Source organism: Pseudomonas sp. JY-Q (assembly GCF_001655295.1).
GTDB classification, from domain to species: Bacteria; Pseudomonadota; Gammaproteobacteria; order Pseudomonadales; family Pseudomonadaceae; genus Aquipseudomonas; species Aquipseudomonas alloputida.
Map to the genome: position 1 here is coordinate 1,929,162 of NZ_CP011525.1, position 12,497 is coordinate 1,941,658.

Annotated in this window: 11 protein-coding genes; 2 read left to right on the plus strand and 9 right to left on the minus strand. The window is 66.0% G+C overall.

All coding sequences use genetic code 11. The features are described from left to right. Nucleotides 1-47 precede the first annotated feature (47 nt). The gene (locus tag AA098_RS08675; protein WP_003247236.1) at nt 48-479 is read left to right on the plus strand and encodes a DUF2628 domain-containing protein; all 432 of its coding nucleotides are present in this window, start codon (nt 48-50) and stop codon (nt 477-479) included. Nucleotides 480-551: 72 nt separating this feature from the next. Here the strand turns inward: AA098_RS08675 and AA098_RS08680 are convergent, their stop codons facing one another. Genes AA098_RS08680 through AA098_RS08705 form a run of 6 tightly spaced genes read right to left on the minus strand, consistent with a single transcriptional unit; the run spans nt 552 to nt 7,360 of the window. Then, a complete protein-coding gene (locus AA098_RS08680; RefSeq protein WP_003247237.1) occupies nt 552-2,183 on the minus strand; it encodes a BatD family protein in 1,632 nt (543 codons plus the stop codon). After that, a complete protein-coding gene (locus AA098_RS08685; protein WP_014860950.1) occupies nt 2,180-3,895 on the minus strand; it encodes a tetratricopeptide repeat protein in 1,716 nt (571 codons plus the stop codon). Before AA098_RS08685 ends, AA098_RS08680 begins: the two co-directional genes overlap by 4 nt. Further along, complete coding sequence (locus AA098_RS08690) at nt 3,892-4,968, minus strand: VWA domain-containing protein (protein ID WP_014860951.1); 1,077 nt, start codon at nt 4,966-4,968, stop codon at nt 3,892-3,894. Before AA098_RS08690 ends, AA098_RS08685 begins: the two co-directional genes overlap by 4 nt. Next, a complete protein-coding gene (locus AA098_RS08695) occupies nt 4,961-5,455 on the minus strand; it encodes a DUF4381 domain-containing protein (RefSeq protein ID WP_003247240.1) in 495 nt (164 codons plus the stop codon). Before AA098_RS08695 ends, AA098_RS08690 begins: the two co-directional genes overlap by 8 nt. Continuing rightward, complete coding sequence (locus tag AA098_RS08700; RefSeq protein WP_004577431.1) at nt 5,452-6,396, minus strand: DUF58 domain-containing protein; 945 nt, start codon at nt 6,394-6,396, stop codon at nt 5,452-5,454. The genes AA098_RS08695 and AA098_RS08700 overlap by 4 nt, the downstream gene beginning before the upstream one ends. Nucleotides 6,397-6,400: 4 nt before the next feature. Then, the gene (locus AA098_RS08705; RefSeq protein WP_003247242.1) at nt 6,401-7,360 is read right to left on the minus strand and encodes a MoxR family ATPase; all 960 of its coding nucleotides are present in this window, start codon (nt 7,358-7,360) and stop codon (nt 6,401-6,403) included. Nucleotides 7,361-7,587: 227 nt separating this feature from the next. Between AA098_RS08705 and AA098_RS08710 the strand changes: the two genes are divergently transcribed. Beyond that, nucleotides 7,588-8,898 (plus strand): DUF2235 domain-containing protein, encoded by a 1,311-nt coding sequence (locus AA098_RS08710; RefSeq protein WP_064614059.1) that lies wholly within the window; start codon nt 7,588-7,590, stop codon nt 8,896-8,898. 35 nt (nt 8,899-8,933) lie between these two features. Here the strand turns inward: AA098_RS08710 and AA098_RS08715 are convergent, their stop codons facing one another. The 3 genes from AA098_RS08715 to AA098_RS08725 all read right to left on the minus strand — a co-directional run bounded on the left by AA098_RS08715 (nt 8,934) and on the right by AA098_RS08725 (nt 12,462). Beyond that, a complete protein-coding gene (locus AA098_RS08715; RefSeq protein WP_060538803.1) occupies nt 8,934-10,151 on the minus strand; it encodes an MFS transporter in 1,218 nt (405 codons plus the stop codon). Nucleotides 10,152-10,210: 59 nt separating this feature from the next. Continuing rightward, nucleotides 10,211-11,425, minus strand: a complete 1,215-nt coding sequence (locus tag AA098_RS08720) for a benzoate/H(+) symporter BenE family transporter (RefSeq protein WP_060538804.1) — start codon at nt 11,423-11,425, stop codon at nt 10,211-10,213. A gap of 149 nt (nt 11,426-11,574) precedes the next feature. Then, the gene (locus AA098_RS08725) at nt 11,575-12,462 is read right to left on the minus strand and encodes a dihydrodipicolinate synthase family protein (protein ID WP_064614060.1); all 888 of its coding nucleotides are present in this window, start codon (nt 12,460-12,462) and stop codon (nt 11,575-11,577) included. Nucleotides 12,463-12,497 lie beyond the last annotated feature (35 nt).

A 12,497-nucleotide genomic window follows, 5' to 3' on the forward strand; every position in this document is an offset into this window, starting at 1 on the left:
GATCACGGCTATTCGAAACCCACGGACGACAATCACAGGAGTCACCAATGGAAGGCATCCCTCAGACCCAATCATCCCCGGATAACCTCAAGCCAAAATGGCGGGAGCGTTTCGCCTTCTTCGATCAGTACGGCGCCCCCACCTCCGAGTCCTACAAAGCCGCATTCCGCGCCTTGCCATTCGGGAAGAAGTTGCTGATCAACAACAATTTCATAGCCTTTTTCTTCGGCCCGATCTATTGGTTCGTGCTGGGGCTGTGGAAGAAGAACCTGGTCATGCTGGCCATCATCATCGGCATCGGGCTGCTGCTGAGCGTCTATGAGGTGGCGACGGGCAGCGAAATCCCGCGTCCTCTGGATAACGGTATCAGCATGGGGTTTGCGTTTCTGTACAGTTTCCTGACCAACCGGGCCTATTACCTGAAGCAGGCCAAAGGGCAGCAGAGCTGGAACCCGTTCGAGGGGCAGCGGTTCATCTGACTCGGCTGGTACATTCGGCAAGCATGGTCAGGGGCGGCCATGAGCTGAAAATTCGCAACCAGCCACTGCGCATCACTTGGGATAGAGCGGCGGCAAGCTGCCGCTCTCGCCCGCCGGCAGCAACACCTGCTCAGCTGGCGGAATGGTACCAATCGCCCGCCACAAATCCTCCCCCTGCCAATACTGGCCACTCTCGCTGTACAACGCACCGTTCAAACCATCCAGCGCATCCGACAACGGCACGAAGCGCGCCGCCATCTCGGCCAGGGTTTCCGGTTGCTGCCGGGCCCAGGCATCCAGCGCCTGGCGCGTAGCCTGGGGGTCGTTGGCTTGGCACGCGCGCTTGAGGTCGTCCAGCAAGGTACGTGGGCTTGGCCCGTTCTGCGCGGTGCGCAGTACCGCTGGCCGCGAACGGGCGCGCCACCACAGGGCAAGACCCAGCACGGTGGTCAGGGCGAACACCAGTGTGGACAGCTGCCAGGGCCATAGCAGGGTGCTGGCGCTGCTGTTGTCGCCCACCGGGGTGTCGGCGCTCAGTGCCGGGTTGTCCAGCACGTTCAGCGTGCGCGCCGGCAGGCTGCTGTGCTCCAGGTGGTCTTCGCGGGTGTTCCACCAGGCCACTTCCAGCGCCGGCAAGGCCAGCGTGCCGCTGTGGGTGGGCACCAGGGCCTCGCGCTCTTCGCGGTTGGCGGTCATGCCCCGTTCGCTGATTTCGTTGCGCAGCAGCGGCTGGTCAGGGTAGCGGCGCAGGCCGATGATTTCTGTGGCCGGCAGCGGCGGCAGTTGGGTGCTGGACAAGCCTTCGGCACGCAAGGTGATGTTGCGCGTCAGCGAGTCGCCAATCTGTACCTGCTGGCTGCCCGGATCGGGGCTCCAGTGCTCTTCCAGGGTCAGGCTGCTGGCGGGCAACCACGGCAAGCCAGCCGGCCAGGCTGCCGGAATCGGCCGTACCGTGAGGCGCAAGGGCAGCGAGCTGACCTGCACCTGGTGGCCGGCGCGGGCCGTGCCATTGGCCTGTGCTGCTTCGTCGCTGCTGGCGGCTGCCGTGGCGGTGAACGTCAGTGGCGGGATGTCGAGGGTGCCGCTTTGCTGGGCATATACCGCATAGCGGGTTTCGATCACGCCATGACGCACACCATTGATTTCCTTTTCATACGTGCGCGACTCGCCCAGCGGCTCGACCTTGGCGTTCTCCAGTTGCAGTGGGCTGAGGCTGCTGTCGTCGTACAGCGCTACCGAGTGGTAGATGCGTAGGGTCAGCACGGCTTGGGCCTGGACATAGACGTCATGGCTGTCGAGGGTCGCTTCGATGAAGACCTGAGCGTTGTCCTGGCGGCTGGCATCGGCCTGCAGCACTTGCAATTCGATGGCTTGGCTGTGTGACTGGCCCAGCTGCAGCTCGGGAATGCGCAGGCTACCGCTGCGCCGTGGCAGCAGGGTGATGATCCAGCGGGTGCTGGCGCGGGTTTCGCCGTCCAGGGTGTGCAGGCTGTTCAACTGGCGCGTGCCGCGCACTTCGAAGTCACCTTCCAGGGCGCGCAGGTCAGGCTTGCCGAACTGGGTGACGTCCTGGCTTTCCAGGGTCAGTTCCAGGCTTTCGCCCGCTTCCAGGCGGGTGCGGTCGACGCTGGCCTGCAGCAGCGGTTCGGCGTGGGCCAGTACGGCCCATAGCAGGGTGAGGAGAAAGACGCCGAAGCGACTCATCGTGATTTTTCCTGATGCAATTGCTGTTCATACCAGAATTTGCGTCGCAGCAGCTCTGCCGGGTTGTCGGGAATTTCCCGCAGCCATTGCTCCAGGGCTTGGCGCTGTTCGCCGTCGAGGCTGGTCGACACCGGGCGCTGTGGCGGCTGGATGACACTGTCGTCGCCGGCCTGGTTGCCGGGGGCGGCCTGGCTGTTGCTGCTGCTTTCGCCGGGTTGTTCGGGGCTGGCCTGTTGGTCGTCGCCGGGTGTGCCTTGGGCCGGGCTGCTGGCCGAGCTGCTGTTGCCTTCGGTTTCGCTGCCGGGCGTGTCTTGGGCATCGCTGCCGGGCGGTTGTTCCTCGGCCTTGGCTTCACGTTGCTGCAGCAGTTGCTGCACCAGCGCCTGGTTGTCCAGCGCGGCCTGCAGGTCGGGCTGGCGCTCCAGGGCTTGCTCGTAGGCATCCAGGGCGGCGTCCAGCTCGCCACTGTGGGCCAGAGCATTGCCTCGATTGTAGTGGGCTGCTGCAGTGTCGCCTTGGGAAAATGCCTCGGCGGCACCGGCATAGTCGCCGGCCTGGTACAGGGCCATGCCGCGCCATTGCGGGTTCTGGAAGTGACGCGCAGCGCTGGCCGGGCGGTTTTGCTCCAGCAGCTTCTGGCCTTGCTGGTCGGGGCGCAGCCACAGGTCGTTGAACTCGAAAGCCTGGCTAGGCTGCGGCAAGGCCAGCAGCAGCGGCAGGCAGAACAGCCAGCCGCGCCGGCCAGCGCAGGCGGCCAGCAGCAACAACGGAATCAGCAGCCAGTAACCTTGGTCGGCCCAGCTGTCCAGTTGCAGGGTCTGGCCGTCATTGCGCCCGCTCCGCGGGTTGTCGAACAGGCCCAGGCCACGCAGGTCGAGGTCGTCGATGCGGGCGTGCCGGTAGCGCCCGCCCGTGCCGCTGATAAAACCCTTCAGGCTGGCGCTGTCCAGGCGAGGCAAGAGGATGCCGCCCTGGTCGTCTTTAAGGTATTCGCCATTGGCCTGGCGCACCGGGGCGCCTTCGCGGCTGCCGATGCCCAGCATCAGCAGGCTTGGGCCCTGGCGGCCGAGGGCCTGGGTGATGCCCTGGCGCTCGGCGGCGCTGAGCGCCGAGCCTACCAGCAGCAGGCGGCCTTGGCCGAGGCCGCTCTGGGCCAGCAGCGCCAGGCCTTTTTGCACGGCCAGGTCGGCACGCTGGCCGGGTTTTGGCATGATCGACGGGTCGATGGCCTCAAGCAAATTGCGGGTGGTGGCCAGGTCGTCGGACAGCGGCACCAGGGTGTGCGCGGAGCCGGCATACACCACCAGCGCCGTCTGGCTGTCGCGGCGGTGTTCAAGCAGGTCGAGGATCTTGCGCCGGGCCTGTTCCAGGCGGTTGGGCGGGCTGTCCTCGGCGAGCATTTGCGGGGTCAGTTCAAGCAGGATCACCAGGGGGTCGGCCGGGCGCTGACGGCTTTCTTCCAGCCGCTGCCAGCTGGGCCCGAGCAGCGCCAGGATCACCAGTAACCAGGCGAGGCCCAGCGCCACCCACGGCAGTTTGCTGGTGCTGCCGCTGCCGCCACCCAGCAGTACACCATGGAAGGCGGGCGGCAGAATCATCTGCCAGCGCCCGGCACGCTTGCGCCGGTGCCACAGTTTGTACAGCAGCCAGCCGAGCACGGGAACCGCCAGCAGCCAGAGCGGGCGCAGCCATTGGGGCCACAAGTCGATCATCGCCGCCTCCTTAAACGCAGGCGCTTCAAGCGCTGGCGCCATTCCGGGTGCGGCTGCAGGAAGCGCGGTTTGCGCAGCAGGCGCTGCAACAGGTTGTCGGGCCACTGCACGGCTACCACCAGCAACACGCTGAGCAGCAGCGCCAGCGCCAGGGGCCAGGCGTACAGGGCCTGGGCTGTGCGCGCCTGGGTCGGTTGCTGGGCTACTGGCTCCAGTTGGTCGAGGGTATCGCCGATAGCGTCCAGTTCGGCGCCATCATGGGCGCGGAAGTAGGCGCCGTGGGTGATGTCGGCAATTTCCTTGAGCGCGGCTTCGTCCAGGTCCAGGCTCGGGTTGAGGCCGAGCAGGCCTGGGGTGCCACTGGCTTCGGGGTTGGCGCCGATACCGATGGTGTAGATGCGCACGCCTTCCTGGGCCGCCAGGCGAGCGGCTGTCAGCGGGTGAATCTGCCCGCCGTTGTTGGCACCGTCCGTGATCAGCACCAGCACCCGGCTTTGTGCCGGGCGTTCGCGCAGGCGTTTGACCGCCAGGCCAATGGCGTCGCCGATGGCGGTGTTCTTGCCTGCGATGCCGATCTGCGCCTCGATGAGGAAGGTGCGCACGGTGCGCCGGTCAAAGGTGAGCGGCGCCTGCAGGTAGGCCTGGCTGCCGAACAGGATCAGGCCCACACGGTCGCCTTCACGGTCTTGCAGGAAGTCGCCCATCAGCGCCTTGACCAGGTCGAGGCGGCTGATGTCCTCGTTCTTCCACTGCATGTCGGGGAAGTCCATCGACCCGGACACGTCCACCGCCACCAGCAGGTCGCGGCCGCTGGCGGCGATCGGCACTGGTTCGCCCAGCCATTGCGGGCGAGCGGCGGCGCACAGCAGCAACAGCCAGATGACGACGAACGGTGCCTGCTGGCGCCAGGTGGGCAGGTTGAGCCGTGCGCGGCGCCCGGCCAGGCCTTCCAGCTCGTTGAGGAAGCCCACCTTGAGCACCGGTTCACCGCTGTCGGCGGCGGGCAGCAGCAGGCGCACCAGCCATGGCAGCGGCAACAGGGCGAAGACCCACGGCCAGGCCAGTTCAAACATGCTTGCGGATCCAGGTTTCGACGGCTTGGCTGAGCCCGGCGATGGCCTTGTCATCGAGCTTGCACTCGGGTTTATAGGCGCCTTCGACCAGTACCATCCAGCGGGTCAGGCCGGCGGCCGGGCAGCGGTTGTCGAGAAAGGCCAGCCACTGGCGGCCGTTGAGGGTGTGACTGTTGGCGCCTGGGTAGTGGTTGCGGCACAGGCGTTTGAGCAAGGCGTTGATCTGTTGCAGCCAGGCGCCGGCCGGGGCGCCGTCATACGGGCGTGGCAGGCGGGCCAGCTCGGCCAAGGCCTCCAGGCGTACCGGGTCCAGGGGTTGTTCGGCGCGCACGATGCGGCGTTTGCCCGGGCGCCAGCGGCGCAGCCGCCACAGGCCCCAGCCCAGGAGTGGCAGGACGGCCAGCAGCAGCCACCAGCCTGGTGCGGGTGGCCACAGGCTGACCGGTGCCGGGGCGATCAGTGGGTGCAACTGGTCGAGCGGGTTCATGACGCGCTCCGTGGCCGCTGGGCGTTCAGGTACTCGCGCAGTTGCTCGATCATTTCGCTTTGCGTGCTCAGTGGCATCAGCACCACCCTCAGCTTTTGCGCCATCAGCTCCCAGCGCTCGATGCGGGCCTCGGCCTGCTGGCGGTAGGCCTGGCGCAGGTTGGCGTCGAGGGTGTCGAGCTCCAGCTGGGCGCTGCGCTGGGCGAAGCGCAGCAGGCCGGCGGCGGGCAACGCGTGGTCGAGTGGGTCGGATACCGGCAGCAACAGCAGGTCGCAATGCCGTGAGAGCATGGCCAGGTGCTGTTCCACCTGGGCGCTGAGCGAGCGCTCATCGCAGATCACGATGGCCAGGCTGCCGGGGCGCAGCACTTCGCGGGCGCGGCGCAGGGCCAGGCCGAGGCTGTCGGCCCCGGGTATGGCTTCGGTGTGCAGTGACTGGTTGACCTTTGCCAAGCGGTTGAGCAGTTGCAGCAGGCTCTGTTTGCTGCGTCGGGGCTTGATCTCGTGGTGTTCGTTGTCGCCGAACACCAAGCCGCCGATGCGGTCGTTGTGGCCCAGCGCTGCCCAGCCGAACAGCGCCGCCGCCTGGGCCGCCAGCACGGACTTGAACATCAGCCCTGAACCGAAGAAAAGCCGTTGGCTTTGTTCGACGAGGATGAAGATCGGCCGTTCGCGTTCTTCGTGGAACAGCTTGGTGTGCGGCTCCTGGGTACGCGCAGTGACACGCCAGTCGATGTTGCGCACATCGTCGCCGGCCTGGTAAACGCGCACTTGGTCGAAGTCCACGCCGCGCCCGCGCAGCCTGGAATGGTGCAGGCCGACCAGCGGGCTGCGCTGGCCGGGCTTGGAAAACAGCTGGATTTCGCGCACGCGGTGGCGCATGTCGATCAGCTCGGCAAGGCCAATGCGGATGCCGTGTTCGGCCAGCTGCGCAGTGGGCATGGGGTCAGGCAACGGCGACGACGTCGAGGATGCGCTGGACTACGCGGTCCTGGTCGATCCCTGCCGCCTCGGCCTCGAACGAGAGGATGATGCGGTGGCGCAGGACGTCGAACAGCACGGCCTGGATGTCTTCGGGGCTGACGAAGTCGCGCCCGGCCAGCCAGGCGTGGGCACGCGCGCAGCGGTCCAGCGAGATGGAGCCACGCGGGCTGGCGCCGTAGGCGATCCAGTCGGCCAGCTCGGTGTCGAACTTGGCCGGGGTGCGGGTGGCCATGACCAGCTGCACCAGGTATTCCTCCACTGCGTCGGCCATGTACAGGCCAAGGATTTCCTTGCGCGCAGCGAAGATGGCCTGCTGGCTGACCCGGCGCTCAGGCTTGGTCTCGCCGCCTAGGGCTTCACCCCGGGCCTGCGCCAGGATACGCCGCTCTACGGCGGCGTCGGGGAAGCCGATTTTTACATGCATCAGGAAGCGGTCGAGCTGGGCTTCGGGCAGCGGGTAGGTGCCTTCCTGCTCGATCGGGTTCTGCGTGGCCATGACCAGAAACAGCGGCGACAGGTCATAGGTGCTGCGGCCCACGCTGACCTGGCGCTCGGCCATGGCTTCGAGCAGCGCCGACTGCACCTTGGCCGGTGCGCGGTTGATTTCGTCGGCCAGCACCAGGTTATGGAAGATAGGCCCCTGCTGGAACACGAAGCTGCCGGTTTCCGGGCGGTAAATCTCCGTGCCGGTGATGTCGGCCGGGAGCAGGTCGGGGGTGAACTGGATGCGATGGAACTGCGCTTCGATGCCTTCTGCGAGTTCTTTGATGGCTTTGGTCTTGGCCAGGCCCGGTGCCCCTTCGACCAGCATGTGGCCGTCGGCCAGCAGCACGATCAACAGCCGTTCGACCAGTTTCTCCTGGCCTAGGATCTGGGTAGAAAGAAAAGTGCGCAGCGCGATCAGCGCTTCACGGTGTTCCATCGGCGACGGTTCCTGGTAGGGGCCTGAGGCGGCGTGAGGCAGCAGCCTTGGCAAGGGGGGATACTTTAATCTATCCGGGGGGGCGACCACCAATGGCGGCGGGTAAATTTATCGTTGCAGCCGGGCATGCGGGCAAAGAAATGTCCCACGTATGGCTGGCCATTGCCTGATGTTCCGTGACGGCGTGCTGGCGCCTGCTTGTGCTTTTCGGACAAGCAGGAGGCACGATGATGAAAATGAGCAGCGCCAGCACGCCAAACCTTACGCCGATCACCTTGCGGTTTGGTGTTTTCTTCGATGGCACCGGTAATAACCAGCACAATGCCATGACGATGGGTGAGCAGGGCGACAAGGGCGGCAGCTATGGCAACGCCTTGAGCAATGTGGCCCTGTTGCATGCGTTGTATCCGGCTGAGGCGGCCAGTGCCGAGGGGCCGCAGGCGTTCTTGAAGCACTATGTGGAAGGCGTGGGCACGCTGGCGGGTGAAGCCGACCATGTCTACGCCTCGGCCACCGGGCATGGGCGCACGGGGGCCGAGGCGCGGGTTGCCGAGGCGTTGCAGGCGATGGCCGAGCAACTGCAGGCGTGGCGCCGGGCGCATCCGCAGGCAACGCTGGAAGGGGTCGAGTTCGATCTTTTCGGTTTCAGCCGCGGTGCGGCGGCGGTGCGGCATCTGGCCAACCTGCTGCACGAGGGCGCGGGCGGGCTGTTGTCGGTGGCGTGCGAAACCTCGATCAACTTTATCGGCCTGTTCGACACCGTGGCGGCGATCATCGCGCCCTTAAAGGGTGACTTCGACCCTGCAGACGGCCGCCACGGTGGCCTGCGCCTGGGCCTGGGTGCGGGTATTGCCCGGCACGTGGTGCAACTGGTGGCCGAGGATGAGCGGCGGCATAACTTCCCGCTGGTGCGCAGTGGCCACGACATCGTGCTGCCGGGCGTGCACTCGAATATTGGGGGTGGTTACCCGGAGACCCTTCTGGAGCAGGTGCTGCTGTGCAAGCCGCAGTCCCAGCGTGTGCCCGCAGGCATGCGTGTCGAGCAGTGCCGCGTCCATGCCAAGGTGAGCGCCTTGCTGGCTTCGGCGTTTGCCGACATGGGCGAACCCAGGCCGCGCGTGATGACCTGGGAGGAGCCGATTGCCGGTGGGCATCGGGACGAGGCGCAAAAGCAGGTCTATGCGGCGGTGTACCGGGAGCGGCAAGTGGCGGGGCACTTGTCCCGGGTGTACCTGAGCGTGATGCGGGCGTTGGCGGTGCGCGCGGGTGTGCCGTTTGCGCCGTTGGGGGCGCAGGCTGAGCATCGGCTGCCGGATGAGTTGTCGGGCATCAGCCGAAAACTGCATGCCTTTGCCTTGGGGGAAACTGGCCAGGTGGGGTTGAGCGAGGAAGAACAGCGGCTGTTGCGCGACAGATACGTGCATGCGTCAGCGAACTGGAATGCAGTGAAGGGCTTGCGCAACAGTGTGCTGGATGTGCTGTTCGTCAATCGGCCGGGGGCAGGCGGGCGAGTGATGCATGCCAACCCGGCGCAATGAATGATTGATCGTGGCCTGGCAATGCTGCACCGGGCTTACAGGGCGCGCGCCAGCTGTTCAGTCGCGCGCCTTCTGGCTGAATACATCTCCTGTGCCAGGGTCAGCAGCACCGTCAGCAACATGAACACCACCGATGCGATGAAAATCCCGTTGGGCAGGCGCTGATCGAGCATCCAGCCGAACGCTACCGGCCCGATGGCGCCACCGATGTTGAACCCGGTCGACACCAGGCCGAAGGTTTTGCCCTCGGCCCCGGGTGGCGCCGCCGCCTTGACCAGCATGTCCCGTGATGGGGCGATGACCCCGGTGAGCAAGCCGATGGCACCCAGTACGACCACCAATGCCCAGCCCTGCAGCAGCCCCAGCGCCACCAGTGCAGTCAGCGCAGCCGCCAGCGCGAAGGCCAGTGCCGCCACCAGGCCATGGCGCCGGGTACGGTCGGCCAAAGCGCCCCCGCACAGCACGCCGGCTGCGCTGCTCAGCAGGAAAGCGGTGAGCGCGGCGTTGGCCCAGGCCAGTGTCAGGCCTTGGCCCTGGACCAGGGCGGCCACGGAGAACTTCTCGATGGCACTGGTGCTCAGGTTGAGCAGGATGAACAGCACCGTCAGCACGCCGATCATGGGGGTGAACAAACGTACGCGGCCTGTTGCTGCGGCCGGGCCTGTGTCTTGTTTGTTGGCAGGCCTGGCGACCCGGTAAACGCCACTGCCTGGTATCGATATCAGCAGTAGCGCGGCTACCCCGAATACCGCGCCCGCTGCCAGGGCTGCCCGCGTGCCGAGCGCCGCGGCGATGCCGAGAAATACGGCTGGGGTAACGGCCGAACCGAGGAAACCGGCAAAGGTATGAATAGAGAACGACCGCCCCAGGCGTGCGGGCTCGATGCCGTTGGCCAGCAGCGCATAGTCGGCCGGGTGGTACACACCATTGGCCAGGCCCGCCATGGCCATCGCCACCAGCAATACCGCATACCCGGGGCTGGCCGCCAGTAGCACGAAACTGAGGCTGCCCAGCAACAGCCCAGCCTTGAGCACTTTACGTGCACCATAGTGGTCGACGGCGTAACCCAGCGGGGCCTGTACCAGCGCGGAGACGATGTTGAACACCGCCAGGGCTACGCCCAGCTCTACGAAGCCCACGCCCAGCAGGCCGGGCAGCACGGGCAGTAGCGCCGGGATCAGCATGATGTGCACGTGGCTGACGAAGTGCACGGCAGCAATTTGGGTCAGCAGCTTGGGGCCAGCGTGGGGCATGTCGATACCTGTTGAACAGCGTGCGCCCCTGGCGCACGGCAAGGTGGTGGAAAGCCCGCTTAGCGGGAGGCGCCCCGCAAACCGGGCAGGCGACCGTTCAGGACAACATGGGCCAGCAGACCAATGACCAGGCCCCAGAAGGCCCCGCCAATACCCAGCAGGCTGATGTTGGCCGCCGCCGCCAGGAAGGTGATCAGTGCTGACTCGCGTGAACGGGCATCGGCCAGGGCGCTGGCCAGGCTGGCGCCGATGGTGCCCAGCAGGGCAAGGCCCGCCAGGGTGGTGATAAAGGTGCCCGGCAGGGCCATGAAGACACTCGCCAGCGTGACCCCGAACACCCCGACGAGGATGTAGCAGACACCGGCAGCGATGCCCGCCACCCAGCGCTTGTCCGGGTTTTCATGGGCTTCCTTGCCGGTGCAGATGGCCGCGGTGATGGCAGCGATGTTGAACGCGTGTGAACCGAAGGGCGCCATCAGCAACGAGCCGATGCCGGTGACGGCGACAATCGGGTTGGCGCTGGTCTTGAAACCATCGTTGCGCAGCACCAGCATGCCGGGCATGTACTGGCCGGTGAGGGTGATCAGGAACAATGGCAGGGCCACGCTGAGGGCCGCGTTGAGGGAGAAGGTGGGCGCGGTGAAAACCGGTGAGGCGAATTCCAGCCGCAACGTCGTCAGGCCCACTTGCCCCTGCAGCAACAGGTAGCCCAGGCCCAGCAGCAATATGGCGACCACGGCGTAACGGGCGGTGAAGCGTTTGAAGGCCACATAGGCTGCAATCAGCAGCCCGGCGAGGGTGGGGTCGACCGACAGGCTGGCAAAGGCACCGATGCCAAACTGCAGCAGGATGCCGGCCAGCAGGCCGGCGGCAATGCCGCCGGGCACGACGCGCACCAGGCGCTCGAAGCACCCGCTCAGCCCCAGCACCACGAAGCCGGCGGCCGACAGCAGGTAGGCACCTATGGCCTCGCTGTAGGGCACGCTGGCCAGGGCGGTGACCAGGAACGCGGCGGCTGGCGTGGACCAGGCTGTGATGACCGGCTCCCGGCTGTACCAGGACAGTGCCAGGCCGCTGAGGCCGACGCCGATCGACACCGCCCAGACCCACGATGACGTCAGCTCCGGGCTCAGCCCGGCCACTTTGGCCGCCTGGAACACCAGGATGAACGTGCCGCCGTAGTTGACGATCACCGAAACGAGTCCGGCAATCACCGGGTGAAGGATGTCTGTCAGCCTGAGCGGGGTGGTAGAGCTTTGAGCAGGCGCGTCCATGGTTGCCTCTGGTAATGGTCAGATGAGGAGCAGTTTTGTGCGGCGAAGGGGTAATCCGACTGCAGCGTCATTGGCCCTTTCGCAGCCCAAGGCTGCTCCTGAAGAAAAAGACTGCCCGACAGCGACAGGCTGCCGGGCAGGTTTGGGCGTCAGTTGGCCAGCGCCACCAGCAGGTTTTTCAGGTGGTTGCTGCCTTGCGCATCCAGCGGCTGCAGGGGCAGGCGTGGGGCGCCGACCTCCTGGCCGAGCATTTTCAGGCCGGCCTTGATGGTGGTCGGCAGGCCACGGTGGGTGATGTACTCCAGCAGCTCATACTGGCGGTAGAACAGCGCACGGGCTTCAGCCAGATCGCCTTGTTGTACGGCGTCCCACAGCGCCAGGTTGAGTGCCGGGATCAGGTTGGGCGCGGCGGTACACCAGCCCGTGGCGCCGGCCACCAAGGCTTCCAGGGTCAGCGGGTTGCAACCGTTGTAGAACGCCACCTGACCATCTGTAGCCGTGAACAGGCGGTGCATGCGCTGGATGTCACCGGTGCTTTCCTTGACCATGGTCACAGTGGGCACTTCGCCGAGGATACGCAGGATCAGCTCCACCGACAGGTCGGTGCCGCTGGTGCCCGGGTTGTTGTAGAGCATGATCGGAATGTCGATGGCGGCGCCGACCGCCTTGTAGTGGGCGACCACTTCGGCTTCGGTGAGCTTCCAGTAAGAGATGGGCAGCACCATCACCGCCGTAGCACCGCAGGCCTGTGCCAGGCGGGCACGCTGCACGGTGCGGGCGGTGGTCAGGTCGGAGACGCTGACCACGCTGGGTACGCGCCCGGCAATGCGTACCTGGCTGAAACGCACCACGGTTTCCCATTCGCTGTCGGACAGGTAAGCCCCTTCGCCGGTGCTGCCCAGCGGCGCGATGGCGTGCACGCCGTCTGCAATCAGGCTATCGATGGACGTGCCCAACGCATCCAGGTCGAGTGTGCCGTCTGCCGTGAAGGGAGTGATGGTGTAGCCGATAACGCCGCGAATTACAGGTGTAGACATGACCAGGCACCTTTGCCGTTGTTGAGGGAAGAGTA

Excerpts from the sequence above, each read along its gene's own strand:
- AA098_RS08690 (WP_014860951.1), bottom strand. The coding sequence starts at position 4,968 with ATGTTTGAACTGGCCTGGCCGTGGGTCTTCGCCCTGTTGCCGCTGCCA.
- AA098_RS08720 (WP_060538804.1), bottom strand. The coding sequence starts at position 11,425 with ATGGACGCGCCTGCTCAAAGCTCTACCACCCCGCTCAGGCTGACAGAC.
- AA098_RS08700 (WP_004577431.1), bottom strand. The coding sequence starts at position 6,396 with ATGCCCACTGCGCAGCTGGCCGAACACGGCATCCGCATTGGCCTTGCC.
- AA098_RS08685 (WP_014860950.1), bottom strand. The coding sequence starts at position 3,895 with ATGATCGACTTGTGGCCCCAATGGCTGCGCCCGCTCTGGCTGCTGGCG.
- AA098_RS08695 (WP_003247240.1), bottom strand. The coding sequence starts at position 5,455 with ATGAACCCGCTCGACCAGTTGCACCCACTGATCGCCCCGGCACCGGTC.
- AA098_RS08705 (WP_003247242.1), bottom strand. The coding sequence starts at position 7,360 with ATGGAACACCGTGAAGCGCTGATCGCGCTGCGCACTTTTCTTTCTACC.
- AA098_RS08715 (WP_060538803.1), bottom strand. The coding sequence starts at position 10,151 with ATGCCCCACGCTGGCCCCAAGCTGCTGACCCAAATTGCTGCCGTGCAC.
- AA098_RS08710 (WP_064614059.1), top strand. The coding sequence starts at position 7,588 with ATGATGAAAATGAGCAGCGCCAGCACGCCAAACCTTACGCCGATCACC.
- AA098_RS08725 (WP_064614060.1), bottom strand. The coding sequence starts at position 12,462 with ATGTCTACACCTGTAATTCGCGGCGTTATCGGCTACACCATCACTCCC.
- AA098_RS08680 (WP_003247237.1), bottom strand. The coding sequence starts at position 2,183 with ATGAGTCGCTTCGGCGTCTTTCTCCTCACCCTGCTATGGGCCGTACTG.
- AA098_RS08675 (WP_003247236.1), top strand. The coding sequence starts at position 48 with ATGGAAGGCATCCCTCAGACCCAATCATCCCCGGATAACCTCAAGCCA.